The following is a 17,600-nucleotide window of genomic DNA, read 5'->3' as shown; positions in this document are numbered from 1 at the left end:
CCGTCACCACCAGGCCGAGTCCAGCCGGCCCTCGATCGCCCTGAGGTTGTCCCGGGCGCAGGCGTCGCAGAAGTAGTGACGCACGCCGTTCTCCACGGAGCAGGTCCAGGTGGGCTGCGGGTCCTCGGCCCGGGCGCCGCACCGGGCGCACACCAGAAAGCGCGGCTCCGCGGGGGAGCCGCCGTGGTCACTGTCTCCGGGACGACTCGTCACCCGGTGACAATAACGCCGTGACCGGACATTGTGCGCGCAAACGCACCGCGGGGGCCGGTCCGTTCGGACGGACCGGCCCCCGCGGGGAGCTATCACCCCCCGCTGCCGGGAGGCCACCGCTTCAGGTGTGGTGGGTTACTGCATGACGGCCATGGCCAGCGCACGGCGGGCGCGCATCGAAGCGCGCTCGGCCCGGCGCTGCATCCGGCGGGCGGTCGCCAGGCGCAGCGCCCGGCGTTCCCGCTCGGCCTCGTGCAGCCGCTCGTGCATATGCGCACGAGCCAGGGCTTCTGGGATGAGTTGCATCTCTCGGGTCCTGTTCTGACGCGAGTCGGTCGCGCCGCTGGTGGTGAAGTCTGGGGTTGCTGAGCCGGCGGGCTCGCTGGTGGACGGCTTCATCGGGGCCTGCTTCTTGGGGTCGTGCGTGAGGGGGCGGTCGATCGTTCCTGCGGTGTTCATGCCGTGACCGGGTTCTTGCGCGGGCGACCACGCGGCCGCTTCCGGGCGACGACGACACCCTGGACGAACAGCTCGCCACCCCAGACGCCCCAGGGCTCACGCCGCTCCTTGGCGCCGGCGAGGCAGGCCTCGATCAGCGGGCAGGTGCGGCAGAGGGACTTGGCGTACTCGACGTCGGCCGGCGACTCGGCGAAGAAGACCTCCGGGTCGTAGGAACGGCAGGGGACGGGTACGCCGAGGTTCTCGATGGCGTCGTCGAGCGCGGTGAGCGCGGTGAGCGGGGTCAAGGTGGAGTCCTCCGTGAGGCCGGGCGGGGGGATCGTTTCCGAAGGCGGTACGGACGGGGCGTGCGCTTCGAGTTGCACGGTTCGTCTTCCTCGTCTTGTCGTTCCGGTCCGGTTGGACCGGGTGGCGGCTGGTACCGGGTTCTTTTCTTGTCCCGAGGCTCCTTCGCTCCGTCGCCCCCGTTCGGGGCAAACAGAAGGGCCGCGGATCCCGGATGGGGTTCCGCGGCCCTGAAGGCGCCGGCCTGATTCGATCAGGCTGGATCACTCCAGGGTTCTGGCCCACGGAAGGCCCACATCAGGTGATGCTGCGTCGTCTGCTTCCGGTATCCGGCACCGGTCGCCGTAAAGGCATAGGCCTTGGCCTGTGCCACTACTGCTTCCAATGCCTCGGTCGGTCGCTCGCTGCGCTCACGGACGGGAAGTTCCGCGAGAGAAACGGAGGCGGACGCCGGACGCGCGGCACGAATGCCGGACAGACCGGTGCCCGGGTTCGAGGCGCCGAGCATGCACAGGGAGACGGCCGAGCGATCGGTCATTTTGACCGTGCTGACAGAGCTGGTGTTGATGCTGATCACTGGACTCGCCTCCTCTCGGCGTCTCTGGGACTGGGGTGAGCCAGTCCGTTCGGATATGCAAGTACAACACGGAATCAGCGCCTCCGAGAAGGCCGCTGTTTCCGTGCCTAGAACCTATGGCGATTGCTGGGGCATGCGCAAACTATTTTTTCGACGAGTTCGTATCAGTCGCGCTCGTCGCCTCCCACGACTTCCAGGCCTGCGCAGATGGCCAGAACTTCCGCTCCGTAGCGGTTGAGTTTGCGCACGCCGACGCCAGGGATGCGGGCCAGTTCGCCGTCGTCGTCGGGGACGGCCTCGGCGATGGCCATCAGCGTCTTGTCGGTGAAGACGCAGAAGGCGGGCTGCCCGCTGCGCCGGGCCTGGTCCGCCCGCCACTCGCGCAACCGCTCGTAGATCCCCTCGTCCATGTCGGAGGGGCAGTCCTCACAGCGCATCAACTTCATCTCGCCCGCGTCCATGAGCGTCCTGCCGCAGACCCGGCAGCGGGCGGGGGTGCGCTGGGGACGCCGGGGAGCCGTCACGGTGCCGCTCGTGGAGCCGCGTTCGACACCTCCGGACGTACCGGCGGCCGAGCGGCCCATGGTGGCGGTGGAGCCGGGACGCAGTCCGTCCAGGAAGCGGCTGGGGCGGCGGCTCGGACGGCCGCCGGGCGCTCGCGCCAGAGCCCAGGAGACATTGAGCCGTTCTCTGGCGCGGGTCACACCGACATACAGCAGCCGGCGCTCCTCCTCGATCTGCTCGTCGGTCTTTGCGTAGGTGATCGGCATCATGCCCTCGGCGACGCCGACCAGGAAGACGACGTCCCACTCCAGGCCCTTGGCGGAGTGCAGTGAGGCCAGGGTGACGCCCTGGACGGTGGGGGCGTGCTGGGCGCCCGCGCGCTCGTCGAGTTCGGCGACGAAGTCGCTCAGGGTGGCGTCGGGCCGGGCGGCCGCGAAGTCGTGGGCGAGGTTGACCAGGGCGGCCAGCGATTCCCAGCGTTCCCGGACGGCCCCGGAGCCGGCCGGCGGCTCGGTGGTCCAGCCCTCGCCCGACAGGACGGCACGCACCTGGGAGGGGAGGGTCACCACGTCGTCCAGAAGGGAGTCGTTGCCCCCGAAGCGGGCGGCTCCCCGCAGTGCGACGCCGGCCTTGCGCACCTCGGGGCGGTCGAAGAACCGCTCGGCGCCGCGCAGCTGGTAGGGGACTCCGGCGTCGGCGAGGGCCTGCTCGTAGGTCTCGGACTGGGAGTTCGTGCGGAACAGGATGGCGATCTCGGCGGCCGGCACGCCGGCGTCGATGAGCTCGCGGATCCGGCGGGCGGCGCCTTCGGCCTCGGCCGGCTCGTCCGTGTATTCGCTGAAGACGGGGTCGGGGCCCGGGGCACGCTGGGAGACGAGTTCGAGTCGGTGGTCGGCGGCCCGGCCGCGGGCCTGGGCGAGCAGACCGTTGGCGAGGTGGACCACCTGGGGAGTGGAGCGGTAGTCGCGGACGAGCTTGACGACGGTGGCGCCGGGGTGGCGGGCGCGGAAGTCGATGAGGTGGTCGGGGGTTGCTCCCGTGAACGAGTAGATCGTCTGGCTGGCGTCGCCGACGACGCACAGGCTGTCCCGGTCGCCGAGCCACAGCTCCAGCAGGCGCTGCTGGAGCGGGCTGACGTCCTGGTACTCGTCCACCACGAAGTGCTGGTACTGGGAGCGGACCTGGTCGGCGATGTCGTGCCGATCCTGCAGGACGGCCACGGTCAGCAGCAGGACGTCCTCGAAGTCGATGACGGCGCGGTCGCGCTTGAGGTCCTCGTAGACCGCATAGAGCTGGGCGATCTCGGCCGGGTCGCGCGGGGCGTCGCGACCTGCCTTCACGGCGGCGAGCGGATAGTCGGCGGGGACGGTCTGGGTGACCTTGGACCATTCGATCTCGCCGGTGACGTCGCGCAGCTCGCCACGGTCGAGGCGGATCCGGCAGGCGGCGGCCGCGTCCGCGACGAGCTGGATCTTGCGGTCGACGAGCCGGGGCAGGGAGCCACCGATCGCTTTCGGCCAGAAGTACTGCAGCTGGCGCAGCGCGGCGGAGTGGAACGTGCGGGCCTGGACACCCTGAGCGCCGAGCTGGCGCAGGCGGCCGCGCATCTCGCCCGCGGCACGGTTGGTGAAGGTGACCGCGAGCACGCTGGAGGGCTGGAGAAGACCGGCGCGGACTCCGTAGGCGATGCGGTGGGTGATCGCCCTCGTCTTGCCCGTGCCGGCGCCCGCCAGCACGCACACCGGACCGTGCAGGGCGGTGGCCACCTCGCGCTGCTCGGGGTCGAGCCCTTCGAGCACCGCGTCGGCCGTGTCCGGTACCGGCGGGAAGAGGGAGGAGTGCGTTGCTGCTGTCACATGGCCATGCTGCCAGGTCGCCGGAGACGGCTGTGCCGGTTGTCCACAGGGAGACCCCTGCAGTCGTACTAATGCGGCAGGCGTCACGTGCGGCACATACCCCCGGCGGGAATGGCGGCCGGTTCGCGTACGTTCCTGTGCTGGACGACCTTCCCCGAGTTGCCAGAGGAGCGCGAGCGAGATGCAGGGCACTGTGACGATGTACAGCACCACGTGGTGCGGCTACTGCCGCCGGCTGAAGAGCCAGCTGGACCGCGAGGGCATCGCGTACACCGAGATCAACATCGAGCAGGACCCGGAGTCCGCGGCGTTCGTGGAGAAGGCGAATGGCGGAAACCAGACGGTCCCGACGGTGCGCTTCGCCGACGGTTCGACGTTGACGAACCCCTCGCTCGCGCAGGTGAAGCAGAAGATCGGCGTGTGACGACTGCACGCCCCAGGCTGTTGCGAGAAGGCGGCTCCCGAGATGTCTCGGGAGCCGCCTTCTTCGTGGATCTCGTCAGAAGGAGCTCCGCGTCGGCAGCGGCTTGCCGTACCAGAGCTCGATCAGGCGGGCCGCGATCGAGATGCCGTACGGGGGCAGCACCTCGCCCGACTCGAACGCGGTGTGCAGTTCCTCGCGGGAGAACCAGCGGGCCTCGTGGATCTCGTCGCCGTCGACATTGACATCGGTCGAGGTGGCGCGGGCCAGGAAGCCGAGCATGAGGCTGGACGGGAACGGCCAGGGCTGGCTGGCGACGTACTCGACCTGGCCGACGGTGATGCCGGCCTCCTCGAAGACCTCCCGGCGCACCGTCTGCTCGATGGACTCTCCGGGTTCGACGAAGCCGGCGAGCGTCGAGAAGCGGCCCTCGGGCCAGTGGACCTGCCGGCCGAGCAGAATGCGGTCGTCCTCGTCGGTGACGGCCATGATCACGGCGGGGTCGGTGCGCGGGTAGTGCTCGGCGCCGCAGGCCGGGCAGCGACGGATGTGGCCGGCCGCGGCGATGACGGTGCGCTCGCCGCAGCGGGAGCAGAAGCGGTGGGTGCGCTGCCAGTTCTCCAGGCCGACCGCGTGCACCATGAGGCCCGCGTCCCGCGGCGAGAGCAGCAGACCGGCCTCGCGCAGACCCGCCGGGCGGGCGGACTGGTCGATACGGCCGGGCAGGGCGTCCTTCTGGAGCGCGAAGTAGCTGATGCCGTCCTCGTCGGTGCCCAGGAAGTAGCGGTGCGCCTCGGTGAGGGGGGCCTCGAAGGAGGGGGTCATCATGAGTTCGGTCCGGCCGTCCGCCGTCTCGTCGACGAGGACCTGGCCGCCGGAGACCACGAAGCAGCGGGTCGTGGGGTGGCTCCACGCCGCCGCGAGCCAGGCCTCGTCGAGCCGGTGGTGGGCGGCGCGGTCGATGCCGCTCGGGGCGGTGAGCGAGATGGGTCGGTCGGCGGTGTGGTCGGTCCAGGTGGTCACGGGTGCTTCCAACTCCCCCAGTGGAACGGTTTGGTTCGGCGGGCGGTTCAGCGGGACGAAGGGCATGAGGGGACTGGGCCGGGTGCGGGCGGGACGGGCGGGGCGGTCCCTCCAGTGTGCCCCGCGCGCGGTACCGCTCCGTGCGGCGCGGGCCGGTCAGGGTGCATGGCGCCAGTTCTCCGCGAGGTCGCCCCACAGATAAGCGGAGGTCTCGACACCCTTGAGGAGGAGGTCGAGCTCGACCTTCTCGTTCGGGGCGTGCCAGCCGTCGGAGGGGACGGAGATGCCCAGGAACAGGACGGGCGCGCCGAGGACCTCCTGCAGGTCGGCGGCGGGCCCGGAGCCGCCCTCGCGGGTGAAGCGGACCGGCCCCTCGAAGGCGCGGCCCATGGCGCGGGCCACCGACCGCAGGGCGGGGTGGTCGAGCGGGGTCAGGCACGGGCGCGTGGCCGAGCCGAAGGTGATCTCGAGGCGGATCCCGGCAGGAACCTGATCGGCGGCCCAGGCGCGGACGGCCTTCTCGATGTGGTCGGGGTCCTGGCCCGCGACCAGCCGGAAGGAGAGCTTCACCATGGCCGAGGAGGGGATGATCGTCTTGCTGCCGGGGCCCTGGTAGCCGCCGCCGATGCCGTTGACCTCGGCGGTGGGGCGGGCCCAGATGCGTTCCAGGGTGGTGTGTCCGGCCTCGCCGTGGGCGGCGTGGGACTTGGCGGTGCGCAGCCACTGCCGCTCGTCGAAGGGCAGTTCGGCGAAGAGTTCGCGCTCGCGGTCGGTCAGCTCGACGATGCCGTCGTAGAAGCCGGGGACCGCCACGCGCGCGTGCTCGTCGTGCAGGGCCGCGACGAGGCGGGCGGCCGCGGTCGCGGGGTTGGGCACGGCACCGCCGAAGGAGCCCGAGTGGATGTCCTGCTCGGGGCCGTACAGCTGGATCTCGCACTCGGCGAGGCCGCGCATGCCGGTGCACACCGTCGGGGTGTCCTCGGACCACATGCCGGTGTCGGAGACGATCACGGCGTCGGCGGCGAGCCGTCCGGCGTGCTCCTCGACGAGGGCCCGGAAGTGCGGGGAGCCGGATTCCTCCTCGCCCTCGATCAGGAGCTTCAGGTTGACGGCCGGGGCGGCAGCGCCGGTGGCGGCGAGGTGGGCACGGACGCCGAGTGTGTGAAAGAACACCTGGCCCTTGTCGTCGGCCGCCCCGCGCGCGTAGAGACGGTTGCCACGGACGACGGGCTCGAAGGGCTCGCTGTCCCAGCCGTCCTCACGAGCGGCGGGCTGCACGTCGTGGTGGCCGTAGACGAGGACCGTCGGAGCCTCGCGGTCGTCTGCGGGCCACTCGGCGAAGACGGCCGGGGCGCCCGGCGTCTCCCAGACCTCGACGGCCGGGAAGCCGGTCTCCTTGAGCTTGGCGGTGAGCCAGTCGGCGCTGCGCCGGACATCGGGAGCGTGGTCGGGCTGGGCCGACACGGAGGGGATGCGCAGCCATGCGGCGAGGTCGTCGAGGAAGGCGGCGCGGTGCTGCTCGATGTACGTACGGACGGCGCTGTCCGGGGTCTGGCTCATGTCCACGAGCCTATCGGCCCGTGCGGACATACTGATCGGGCTGTTCGTCACACTCGGGGTTCGCCCGCGTGCCACTCCGGCTCCCCCAGAAGCAGCCGCTCGAGGGCCGCCCGGTCCGGCAGGCCGGCCGGCCGTACGACCTCTCCGGTGCGGACGAACACAAAGGCGGCCGTGACCGATTCCACTGGTACGCCCTGCTGCTCGGCCCACGCGAGCCGGTAGACCGCGAGCTGCAGCGGGTCGGCGGCGCGGCCGCGGCTGGTCTTCCAGTCGACGATCTCGTACGTCACACCGTTCCCGTCGGCGTTCTTGTAGACGGCGTCGATACGGCCCCGTACGACGCGGCCCGCGAGGGCGAGCTGGAAGGGGGCCTCGACGCGGTGGGGTGTGCGGTGGGCGTACTCGGTGCGTTCGAAGGCGTCCTTGAGCGCTGCGAGGTCGTGTTCGTCGGCGATCTCGGCCTCGCTGCCGGGCAGGTCCTCGGGCTCCAGCATGGGCAGCGTCAGTTCTTCGAACCGGGCCTCCACCCATGCGTGGAATCGGGTGCCTCGACGCGCGGCGGGTTGTGGGGGGCGCGGCATGGGGCGCGCGAGTTCCTGCGCGAGACCGTCCGGGTCCTCGGCCAGGCGCAGCAGCTGGGTCGCGGTCAGTGTGGTCGGCAGGACGACGTCCGTGACGCTGCGGCGGGCGCGCAGGAGCTCTCCGGTGAGCGCGTCGAGGTCGCGGTCCCAGGAGGCGATGGCGCGGGCCTCCTCGGGGGTGAAGGGCGTGTGCTCCGGGTCACGCTGGTCACGCTCCCGCCGCGACTCCGGCTCTCGCTCCGGCTCTCGCTCCGGCTCCGGCTCCGGGAGGCGAACGGCCGACCGCCGCTCGCTCGGGCCGGCCTGGTGCGGGACGACGGGGCGGTCCGTGGTCCAGGACTCCCAGTCGTCGGCGTCCTCCTCGAGGAACGGGTCCTCGTAGGGTGCCTCTTCGTCCGGTGCCGGGGGCCAGTCCGGGTCGTCGTAGGTGTCGGGGTCGTGGGTGGCCGCCGGGTGGGTGTCCTGGTGGGTGGCGAGGTCTTCCAGGTGGGCGAGTACGGTCTCGGCGGCCGCGCGGCGGCGGGCCATCGCGGCGGCGTCCAGGGGCAGCGGCCATGCCTGGTCTGCCGTCGCCCGGTGCAGGGCCGGGTTCTCCTCGTCCTCCGCGGGCTCGTCGGCCCAGGACTCGATCTCGCCGTACCCGGCGGCGCAGTGGTCGTGCAGGGCGAGCAGGAAGTCGGAGGGGCCGCGGGGCTTCTTCTGGGAGGGGCCCCACCAGTGGCCGGAGCCGAGGAGCAGGGAACGGGGGCGGGTGAAGGTGACGTAGCCGAGGCGGAGTTCCTCGGTGTGCTGGTGTTCCTTCATCGCCTCGTGGAAGACCTTCATCCCCCGGGAGTTCCAGGCCTCGATCTCGGGCAGTGTGTCGGCGTCGCCGCGCAGCGCGTGCGGCAGCACCTTGGCCTGGGAGGTCCACTTCTCGCGGCCCTGTGTGCTGGGGAACGTTCCGGTGACGAGGCCGGGCACGGCGACGACGTCCCACTCCAGGCCCTTGGACTTGTGCGCGGTGAGCACCTTGACGGTGTTCTCCCCGCCGGGGAGGGCGTTGTCGAGGCCCTTCTCGTACTGGGCGGCGGTGCGCAGGAAGCCGAGGAAGGCCAGGAGGGTGGCCTCGCCGTCGCTCGCGGCGAAGGACGCGGCGATGTCCAGGAAGTTCGACAGGGTCTCGCGGCGGCGGGCGGCGAGCGCGTGCGGTGACGCCGACAGCTCCACCTCCAGGCCGGTGACGGCGAGGACGCGGTGCAGGACGTCCATCAGCGGGTCGGCCAGCGAGCGGCGCAGTTCGCGCAGTTCGGTGGCCAGGCGGGCGAAGCGCACGCGTGCGTCCGGAGAGAAGGGCAGCCCGTCGTCGTCCCCCTCGGTGTCGGCGCCGTTCAGGGGTGTCTCCAGGAACGTGTCGAGGGCGTCCGCGAGCGAGATCACCTCGGACGGGTCGACGCCCTCGACGGCCTCGGCGAGCCGGCGGTGCGGGTCGTCGTCCGCGCCCACGCGCGCGTGGGCCACGAGAAGCCGGGCGCGCCGCCCGAGGAGGGCGAGGTCGCGGGGGCCGATGCGCCAGCGCGGGCCGGTCAGCAGACGGACCAGGGAGGCATTGGCGCCGGGGTCCTGGAGGACCTCGCAGACGGCGACCAGGTCGGCGACCTCGGGCAGGTGCAGCAGCCCGGAGAGGCCGACGACCTCGACGGGGATGTCGCGGGCCACGAGCGCGCCCTGGATCTCGGCGAAGTCGGTGGCCGTACGGCACAGGACGGCGATCTCGCCGGGCGCCTTGCCGGTGTGCACGAGGTGGGCGATGGCGTCGGCGATCCAGCCGATCTCCTCGGCGTGGGTGGGCAGCAGGGCGCAGCGGACCGTGCCGTCGCGCTCGGCGCCGGGGGCCGGGCGGAGGGCCTCCACGCCCGCGTGCATGGCGCGCAGCGGCTCGGCGAGGCCGTTGGCGAGGTCGAGGAGGCGGCCGCCGCTGCGGCGGTTCTCGCTCAGTGCCTGGCGGGTGGCAGGCCGACCCTCGGCGTCGGCGAAGTGCTCGGGGAAGTCGTCGAGGTTGGCCACGGAGGCGCCGCGCCAGCCGTAGATCGCCTGGCAGGGGTCGCCGACGGCGGTCACCGGGTGGCCCGTGCCCTCGCCGAAGAGGCCCGCCAGCAGCACGCGCTGGGCCACCGAGGTGTCCTGGTACTCGTCGAGGAGCACCACGCGGAACTCGTCGCGCAGCACGCGGCCCACCTCGGGGATCCGGGCGAGGGCTGCGGACAGGGCGATCTGGTCGCCGAAGTCGAGCAGGTCGCGCTCGCGTTTGGCGGCTCGGTAGCACACGACGAGTTCGACGAGTTCGCGGCGGGCGGCGGCTGTCTCGGGGACCTTGCGCAGGTCGGCGTTGGTCAGCCTGGCGCCCTCCAGGCTGACCAGCAGATCGGCGTCCCACGCGCGCAGGTCCTCGGGGCGTACGAGGTGCTCGGCGAGTTCGGAGTCGAGGGCGAGCAGATCGCTGACCAGGTCGGCGAAGGAGCGGGTCAGCGCCGGGTAGGGGCCGGGGGCCTCGCGCAGTACGCGTGCGGCGAGTTGGTAGCGGGTGGCGTCGGCGAGCAGCCGGGACGTGGGCTCCAGTCCGAGCCGCAGGCCGTGGTCGGTCAGGAGGCGGCCCGCGAAGGCGTGGTACGTGGAGATCACCGGCTCGCCGGGCGGGTTGTCCGGGTCGATGACGTCGGGGTCGGTGACGCCGGCCTTGACCAGTGCCTTGCGGACGCGGTCGGCGAGTTCACCGGCGGCCTTGTTGGTGAAGGTCAGGCCGAGGACCTGCTCGGGGGCGACCTGTCCGGTGCCGACCAGCCACACCACCCGTGCCGCCATCACCGTGGTCTTGCCCGATCCGGCTCCGGCCACGATCACCTGCGGGGCGGGCGGAGCGATGATGCAGGCCGTCTGCTCCGGGGTGAACGGGATGCCGAGGAGCTCCTTGAGCTGCTCGGGGTCGGTGATACGGGCGGGCATGTCGGGAAGGCTATCGGCGGGCACTGACAACAGATGTCCGATGGCCCGCCGAGGCGACGAGAACCGCAGGTCGGCGCGGTTGGTGCGATATGTCACGCCTGTTGCCCGCCCCCGTCACGCCCGCTGCCCGACCGTGTCGGGCCGGCTGCTCGAGCGCGTCACGCCCGCTGCCCGACCGCCTTCCGTCCGCGTGCCGCCCGCTACTCGACCACGTGCCGTCCCTCCGGCCGCGCGCTGCACGACGCTCGGAACGCACAGTGCGCGCAGTGCTGGCCGGTGCTCGGCGTGAACCGCTCGTCGAGGACCTTTCCGGCGGCGGTGGCCAGCAGGTCGCCGACCCATTCCCCCGCCGGCGGCTCCTGGGCCTGCACCTTGGGCAGGGTCTCGCCGCCGTCGCGCCTGGGCGCGCCCTGCCGCAGCTGCACGAGTTCGGCGCCGCCCGGTTCGGGACGTACACCGCCGAAGGCCTCGTCCACGGCTCCCGCGCCGACGGCCAGTTGGTAGACGGCGAGCTGCGGATGGCGGGCCACCTCGGCCGCGCTGACCGGCTGCTTGCCGGTCTTGAAGTCCACGACGTACGCGCGTCCCTCGCCGTCCGTCTCGACGCGGTCCATCTGGCCGCGAATGCGCACCTCGTAGTCGCCCGCTTCGAGGGTGACGTCGAAGTCGTGCTCGCTCGCCACGGCTGTGCGCCCGGTGCGGTCCAGCACATGCCACTTCAGGAAGCGTTCGAGCGCCGCGCGCGCGTGCTCCATCTCCTGCGCCGATTTCCATGGCGCGTCGAAGGCGAGCGCGTTCCACACCGACTCCAGGCGCTCCATGAGGACGGCGAGGTCGGCGGGGGTGCGTCCGGAGGCGACCTCGTCGGCGAGGACGTGTACGACGTTGCCGAAGCCCTGGGCGGCGGTGGCGGGCGCGTCGGCCTTCACCTCGCGGCCCAGGAACCACTGGAGGGCGCACGTGTTGGCGAGCTGGTCGAGGGCACTGCCGGACAGGACCACGGGCTCGTCGCGGTTGCGCAGCGGCACCTTGCTCTCGGTCGGCTCGAACATGCCCCACCAGCGGTAGGGGTGGGCCGACGGGACCAGTGGGCGGCCGTCCTCGTCGGCGAGCGCCGCGAGCCGGGCGAGCCGGCGGGCGGCGGCCTCGCGGAGGGTGGCGGAAGCGCGCGGGTCGACGGTCGTGGCGCGCAGCTCGGCGACGAGCGCGGCCACGGACAGCGGGCGGCGGGGGCGGCCGGTGACGTCCCGCGGCTCGACGCCGAGTTCCGTCAGGAAACGGGAGGGCCGGTCGCCGTCGTCCGCGGGCGCCTTCACCGCGGTGACGACGAGGCGTTCACGCGCGCGTGTGGCGGCGACGTAGAAGAGGCGGCGCTCCTCGGCGAGCAGTGCGCCGGGGGTGAGCGGTTCGGCGAGTCCGTCGCGGCCGATGCGGTCGGCCTCCAGGAGGGAGCCGCGGCGGCGCAGGTCCGGCCAGAGGCCTTCCTGGACACCGGCGACCACGACCAGGCGCCACTCCAGACCCTTGGAGCGGTGCGCGGTCATCAGACGGACGGCGTCCGGCCGTACGGCACGCCGGGTGAGCGTGTCGGCGGCGATGTCCTCGGCCTCGATCTGCTCCAGGAAGTTCAGAGCGCCCCGGCCGCCCGTGCGCTCCTCCGCGCGCGCGGCGGTCGCGAACAGCGCGCACACGGCGTCCAGGTCACGGTCGGCGTTGCGGCCGGCCGCGCCACCGCGCCGGGCGGCCCGCTCCAGACGGGTGGGCCACGGGGTGCCCTGCCAAAGCTCCCACAGCGCCTCTTCTGCCGTGCCGCCGCCCGCGAGGCACTCCCGTGCCTTCCTGAGCAGTGCGCCGAGCCGCTGGGCCCCGCGGGCGTACACGGGATCATGCGCGACCAGGCGCTCGGGTTCGGCGAGAGCCTGTGCGAGCAGTTCGTCCGAGGGCGGCGGCAGCGGGTTGCCGGCCACGCGCTCCTCCTCGCGCAGGGCCCGGCCGAGACGGCGCAGGTCGGCCGCATCCATGCCGGCGAGGGGGGAGGTGAGCAGGGTCAGGGCGGTCTCGCTGGTGAGCCAGGAGGTGTCCGGAGCCGGGTCCTCTTCGGATCGATCCGTGGACTGCTCGGCTCGATCTGCGGACCGCTCGGCGGTCTTCACGGGCCGTACGCCCCGGGCCGCCTCCGCCGTCGCCACCGCCCTGAGTGCCGTCAACAGCGGTGCCACCGCCGGCTCATGGCGCAGCGCCAGGTCGTCGCCGTCGATGTCCAGGGGGACGCCGGCGGCCGTGAGGGCGCGGCGGACCGTCGGGATGGTGCGGGATCCGGCACGCACCAGGACGGCCATCTCGCCCCAGGGAACGCCGTCCTCCAGGTGCGCCCTGCGGAGGATGTCGGCGATGTTGTCCAGCTCCGTACCGGCCGTGGGGTACGTGTACGCCTCGACTCGGCCTCCGTCCCGGGCCGGGACGAGCTCACGATGGGCCCGTACCTTGTCGGCGGGCAGGCGGGTCAGCGGCATGCGCTGGGTCACCAGACGGGTGGCGGCCAGCAGGGCGGCGCCGAAGCGGCGGGAGGTCCGCAGGACCTCGACGGGAGCCGGACGGCCGTCCGCGCGCGGGAAGGCCACCGGGAAGTCCAGGATGCCGTTCACGTCCGCGCCCCGGAACGCGTAGATCGACTGGTCGGGGTCGCCGAAGGCGACCAGGGTGCGGCCGCCGCCGGCCAGGGCGTGCAGCAGGCGCACCTGGGCCGGGTCGGTGTCCTGGTACTCGTCGACGTACAAGGCGTCGTACTGCGCGGCGAGCCGGGCCGCGGCCCCGGGGCGGCGGGCCAGCAGCACCGCACGGTGGACGAGTTCCGCGTAGTCGAGCACCCCCTGCATGTCGAGCACGTCGAGGTACTCGGCAAGGAACGCGGCGGCGGCCCGCCAGTCGGGGCGGCCGATCCGGCGGGCGAAGGCATCCAGGGCGTCGGGGCCCAGGCCCAGTTCCCGGCTGCGGGCGAGCACCGCGCGGACCTCGTCGGCGAAGCCGCGGGTGGTCAGGCACGCGCGCAGTTCGTCCGGCCAGCGCACGTGCGTGAGGCCGAGCCGTTCCAGGTCGGGCTCGCCCGCGAGCAGCTCACGAACGGTGACGTCCTGCTCGGGGCCGGAGAGGAGCCGCAGCGGCTCCACGAACAGGTCGCTGTCCTGGTGGGCACGGACCAGGGCGTAGCAGTACGAGTGGAATGTGGTGGCCCGGGGTGCCCTGGCCGCCCCCAGGCGCTGGGCCATGCGGTCGCGGAGTTCGACGGCCGCCTTGCGGCTGAACGTCAGCACGAGGATCCGCGCGGGGTCCCCGCCCCGGGCGATCCGCGCGGCCACGGACTCCACGAGCGTGGTGGTCTTGCCGGTGCCGGGACCTGCGAGAACGAGCAGCGGACCGGACCGGTGGTCAACCACCGCGCGCTGGGCGACGTCAAGACGAGGGGGACCCTGTTCGGCCGGCGGAGTACGGACCAGTCGGTAAGCGCCACGGTTCCCCTGCCGCACCTGGGGGTGCGGCAGTCGCCTGGTGGAGGAAGAGGAGCTCACGTGGTTCGCCGGTCCTGGTGGTCGTGCTGGTTGTCGGGCCGCCGTACGCGCAGAGCGGTGGCCGCGGGGTGAGGGGGACGCGTTCCGTCGACGCTACGCCGCCGAGCGGGACGGAAGTGAGGCTTCCGCTTCTTCCCTCCCGGCTCGTGCGACACGCACATCCCACGTCTCACGAACGTACGGCATGCCACGGACGTCCCCCGTGTCCCCCGTACGGGCCACGGGTTCCCCCAGGAGGGGTGCGATGGCGGAAGCTGTCAGGTGTGACCCTCCGCGCCCTCGTCGCCGTCCCACCGCGCACGTCTCAGGTCGAGCCGCGGCAGGTGGCCCTCGGCGGCCCTGCTCGCCTCCTTCAAAGGGGTGCCCTCCGCGCGATAGTGGTCGAGGGCCCGCAGTTCGTGGCCCGCCAGCAGCACCCCGTCGGCGCGCACGACGCGCCACCACGGCACGGCTCCCCCGTAGAGGGCCATCACGCGGCCGACCTGGCGCGGACCGCCCTCCTCCAGCCACTCGGCGACGTCCCCGTACGTCATGACACGACCGGGCGGAATCCGCTCGGCGACGTCGAGAACCCTCTCGGCGTACTCCGGCAGCGCCTGCGTGCCTCCCGCCCGGGCGCCCTCAGGAAGGTTCTCCTCGCTCATTCGCCCCATCCTGCCCCACCCCACCGACAACGCGACGCACTCGGCACCGGACGCATCCCTCGCTCTGGAGCGGCGCTTCCGGCAGACTGTGCGCCCCCGCATTTGCACCCTGATGCCCCCGTGTGCCACTGGGGCATGCCACCATCGTGCGGGCGGTGACTGGTGATACGAGACCAAGAAGAGACGATGAAGCAGCAGGGCGTGCACGCCGAAGGCGCGGAGGGCGGCTCTGCCGTCCCTGCACGTCCGGACACCGCCGACGTGCACGAGAAGAGCCCTGAAGAGACGGGACACACGACGGCTCCGCCGAACCGGGCCGACGGCCCCGACGACGCTCACGTCGACGAGGTCGAGGGCGACGAACCGCTGCTCCCCGCGCGCGTGCACCGCCCCTCCGACCTGATGCGCCTCCTGGTGGGCGTGCTCGCCATCGTCGTCCTGCTCGCGATCGCCGCGTTCGCACACGGAACGACCTCGGGACTCGAGCAGGACATCAACAAGGGCACCGGCCAGGCACCCGATCTACTGATCAAGATCGCGGGACTGGCGTCGAGCATCGCGATCCTCCTGGTGCCGGTCGCGTTCGCGATCGAGCGGCTGATCAAACGGGACGGGCTGCGCATCGCCGACGGCGTGCTCGCGGCGGTCCTCGCACACGGAGTGACCCTCGCCACCGACCTGTGGGTCGCCAGAGCCGCCCCCGACTCGATCCAGGAGGCGCTCACCCAGCCGTCCCCCGGTGACATCCACGCCCTGACCGACCCGGTGCACGGCTACCTGGCCCCCGTCATCGCGTACATGACGGCCGTCGGCATGTCCCGGCGGCCCCGCTGGCGTGCCGTGCTGTGGATCGTGCTGATGCTCGACGCGTTCTCGATGCTGGTCACCGGCTACACGACACCGTTCTCGATCATTCTGACGGTGCTGATCGGCTGGACCGTGGCCTACGGGACGCTGTACGCGGTCGGCTCCCCCAACGTCCGTCCCACGGGACAGACCCTGATGGCCGGCCTGCGGCACGTCGGGTTCCACCCCGTCTCGGCGGCCCGCGAGGAGGCCGCGGACACGGAGAACGGCGACCGCGGCCGACGCTACTTCGTCACCCTGGAGGACGGCCCGCCGCTCGACGTCACGGTGGTCGACCGGGAGCAGCAGGCGCAGGGCTTCTTCTACCGCGCGTGGCGCAATCTGACCCTGCGCGGCTTCGCCACCCGCAGCAGCCTGCAGTCGCTGCGCCAGGCGCTGGAGCAGGAGGCCCTGCTCGCTTACGCGGCCATCGCGGCCGGCGCCAACGCGCCCAAGCTGATCGCGACCTCCGAGCTGGGCCCCGACGCCGTCGTGCTCATCTACGAGCACACCGGCGGGCGCACCCTGGACGCGCTGGCGGATGAGGAGATCACCGACGAACTGCTGCGCAACACCTGGCACCAGGTGCAGGCGCTGCAGTCGCGGCGCATCGCGCACCGCAGGCTGGCGGGTGACGCGATTGTGGTGGATCGTTCCGGCACGGTGATCCTCACCGATCTGCGCGGTGGCGAGATCGCGGCCGGCGATCTGCTGCTGCGCATGGACATCGCCCAGCTGGTCACCACGCTCGGCCTGCGGGTGGGCGCCGAGCGGGCCGTGGCCTCCGCGCTCCGTGTCCTCGGTCCGGACGCCGTCGCCGACTGCCTGCCGATGCTCCAGCCGATCGCGCTGACCCGCTCCACGCGCGCGACGCTGCGAAAACTGGCCCGCGAGCGGGCGCAGCGGGAGCGCGAGGCGGTCCTCGAGGCATCACGGCAGGACAGGCAGGCCCGCCTGGAGGAGGGCTCGGACGACAGCGGCCCCGTACTCGAGAAGCCCGACAAGAAGACGGTGCGCGCGGAACAGCGGGCCGAGAAGCGGGCCATCGACGAAGCTCTGGAGGAGGCCCGCGAAGAGGATCTGCTGACGCAGATCCGGCACGAGGTGCTGCGGATCAGGCCGCAGGCGCCCGTGGAGCCGGCCCGCCTGGAGCGGGTGCGGCCGCGCACGCTGATCAGCTTCATCGCGGGCGCCATCGGCGCGTACTACCTGCTGACCCAGCTCACGCACATCGAGTTCGGCACCCTCTTCGCCCAGGCCCAGTGGGGCTGGGTGATCGCGGCGGTGCTGTTCTCGGCGCTCAGCTATGTCGCCGCTGCCATGGCACTGCTGGGATTCGTGCCCGAGCGGGTGCCCTTCGTACGGACCGTGGCGGCACAGGTCGCCGGGTCCTTCGTGAAGATCGTGGCGCCGGCCGCGGTCGGCGGTGTCGCGCTCAACACGCGCTTCCTGCAGCGCGCGGGGGTACGGCCCGGCCTCGCGGTGGCGAGCGTCGGCGCCTCGCAGCTGTTCGGGCTCGGCTGCCACATCCTGATGCTGCTGTCCTTCGGCTATCTGACCGGCACCGAGAAGACCCCGTCACTGTCGCCGTCCCGTACGGTCATCGCGGGCCTGCTCACGGTGGCGGTGCTCGTGCTCGTGGTGACCTCGGTGCCGTTCCTGCGGAAATTCGTCGTCACGCGCGTGAGGTCGCTGTTCGCGGGTGTGGTGCCGCGCATGCTGGACGTGCTGCAGCGGCCGCAGAAGCTGGTCACCGGCATCGGCGGCATGCTCCTGCTCACCGCGTGCTTCGTGATGTGCCTGGACGCGTCGATCCGGGCGTTCGGCGACAACTCCACCTCGCTCAGCATCGCCAGCGTCGCCGTCGTCTTCCTCGCCGGAAACGCGCTCGGGTCCGCGGCGCCGACCCCGGGCGGTGTGGGCGCGGTGGAGGCGACCCTGACCGTCGGACTCATCGCCGTCGGCCTTCCCAAGGAGGTCGCCGCACCGGCCGTCCTGCTGTTCCGGCTCCTGACGCTGTGGCTGCCGGTGCTGCCGGGCTGGCTGGCCTTCAACCACCTGACGCGCAAGGGCGCCCTGTAGC

The 17,600-nt window shown here is 72.3% G+C and carries 12 protein-coding genes; 2 read left to right on the top strand and 10 right to left on the bottom strand.

Translation table 11 applies throughout. The features are described 5' to 3' along the window. Positions 1 to 3 precede the first annotated feature (3 nt). The 5 genes from N8I87_RS26620 to N8I87_RS26600 form a co-directional block, all read right to left on the bottom strand. Complete coding sequence (locus tag N8I87_RS26620; protein ID WP_263212333.1) at positions 4 to 213, bottom strand: hypothetical protein; 210 nt, start codon at positions 211 to 213, stop codon at positions 4 to 6. 135 nt (positions 214 to 348) lie between these two features. Then, a complete protein-coding gene (locus N8I87_RS26615; protein WP_263212332.1) occupies positions 349 to 672 on the bottom strand; it encodes a putative WhiB-interacting protein in 324 nt (107 codons plus the stop codon). Next, complete coding sequence (locus N8I87_RS26610) at positions 669 to 1,037, bottom strand: WhiB family transcriptional regulator (protein WP_019072119.1); 369 nt, start codon at positions 1,035 to 1,037, stop codon at positions 669 to 671. Before N8I87_RS26610 ends, N8I87_RS26615 begins: the two co-directional genes overlap by 4 nt. A gap of 173 nt (positions 1,038 to 1,210) precedes the next feature. Further along, entirely contained in the window at positions 1,211 to 1,534 is a 324-nt protein-coding gene (locus tag N8I87_RS26605) for a hypothetical protein (RefSeq protein ID WP_263212327.1), read from the bottom strand. Between the two features lie 164 nt (positions 1,535 to 1,698). Next, positions 1,699 to 3,894: an ATP-dependent DNA helicase UvrD2 gene (locus N8I87_RS26600; RefSeq protein ID WP_263212325.1), complete on the bottom strand. Its 2,196-nt coding sequence runs from the start codon at positions 3,892 to 3,894 to the stop codon at positions 1,699 to 1,701. 181 nt (positions 3,895 to 4,075) lie between these two features. Between N8I87_RS26600 and N8I87_RS26595 the strand changes: the two genes are divergently transcribed. Further along, complete coding sequence (locus N8I87_RS26595; protein WP_263212324.1) at positions 4,076 to 4,318, top strand: mycoredoxin; 243 nt, start codon at positions 4,076 to 4,078, stop codon at positions 4,316 to 4,318. A 75-nt stretch (positions 4,319 to 4,393) separates the two neighbouring features. Here N8I87_RS26595 and nudC read toward each other — a convergent pair whose 3' ends face one another. The 5 genes from nudC to N8I87_RS26570 form a co-directional block, all read right to left on the bottom strand. Next, the gene (nudC, locus tag N8I87_RS26590) at positions 4,394 to 5,338 is read right to left on the bottom strand and encodes an NAD(+) diphosphatase (protein WP_263212323.1); all 945 of its coding nucleotides are present in this window, start codon (positions 5,336 to 5,338) and stop codon (positions 4,394 to 4,396) included. A 156-nt stretch (positions 5,339 to 5,494) separates the two neighbouring features. Continuing rightward, complete coding sequence (locus tag N8I87_RS26585) at positions 5,495 to 6,898, bottom strand: dipeptidase (RefSeq protein WP_263212322.1); 1,404 nt, start codon at positions 6,896 to 6,898, stop codon at positions 5,495 to 5,497. Positions 6,899 to 6,945: 47 nt separating this feature from the next. Continuing rightward, the gene (locus N8I87_RS26580; protein WP_263212321.1) at positions 6,946 to 10,461 is read right to left on the bottom strand and encodes an ATP-dependent helicase; all 3,516 of its coding nucleotides are present in this window, start codon (positions 10,459 to 10,461) and stop codon (positions 6,946 to 6,948) included. Positions 10,462 to 10,661: 200 nt separating this feature from the next. Beyond that, a complete protein-coding gene (locus tag N8I87_RS26575) occupies positions 10,662 to 14,027 on the bottom strand; it encodes an ATP-dependent helicase (RefSeq protein ID WP_263212320.1) in 3,366 nt (1,121 codons plus the stop codon). Positions 14,028 to 14,284: 257 nt separating this feature from the next. After that, positions 14,285 to 14,671, bottom strand: coding sequence for an MGMT family protein (locus tag N8I87_RS26570; RefSeq protein WP_263212319.1), 387 nt, complete (start codon positions 14,669 to 14,671; stop codon positions 14,285 to 14,287). A gap of 186 nt (positions 14,672 to 14,857) precedes the next feature. On the opposite strand from N8I87_RS26570, the gene N8I87_RS26565 reads away from it, so the two are divergent. Beyond that, a complete protein-coding gene (locus N8I87_RS26565; RefSeq protein WP_263212317.1) occupies positions 14,858 to 17,599 on the top strand; it encodes a flippase-like domain-containing protein in 2,742 nt (913 codons plus the stop codon). Position 17,600 lies beyond the last annotated feature (1 nt).

Source organism: Streptomyces sp. HUAS 15-9, assembly GCF_025642155.1.
In the GTDB taxonomy this organism is placed as follows: Bacteria; Actinomycetota; Actinomycetes; order Streptomycetales; family Streptomycetaceae; genus Streptomyces.
The sequence above is the reverse complement of the archived record's forward strand: the minus strand, read 5'-3'. Positions and strand labels throughout refer to the sequence as shown.

What these genes read in the sequence shown, in the direction of transcription:
- N8I87_RS26615 (WP_263212332.1), bottom strand. Translation starts at nt 672, where the DNA reads ATGAACACCGCAGGAACGATCGACCGCCCCCTCACGCACGACCCCAAG.
- N8I87_RS26595 (WP_263212324.1), top strand. Translation starts at nt 4,076, where the DNA reads ATGCAGGGCACTGTGACGATGTACAGCACCACGTGGTGCGGCTACTGC.
- N8I87_RS26585 (WP_263212322.1), bottom strand. Translation starts at nt 6,898, where the DNA reads ATGAGCCAGACCCCGGACAGCGCCGTCCGTACGTACATCGAGCAGCAC.
- N8I87_RS26580 (WP_263212321.1), bottom strand. Translation starts at nt 10,461, where the DNA reads ATGCCCGCCCGTATCACCGACCCCGAGCAGCTCAAGGAGCTCCTCGGC.
- N8I87_RS26570 (WP_263212319.1), bottom strand. Translation starts at nt 14,671, where the DNA reads ATGAGCGAGGAGAACCTTCCTGAGGGCGCCCGGGCGGGAGGCACGCAG.
- N8I87_RS26565 (WP_263212317.1), top strand. Translation starts at nt 14,858, where the DNA reads ATGAAGCAGCAGGGCGTGCACGCCGAAGGCGCGGAGGGCGGCTCTGCC.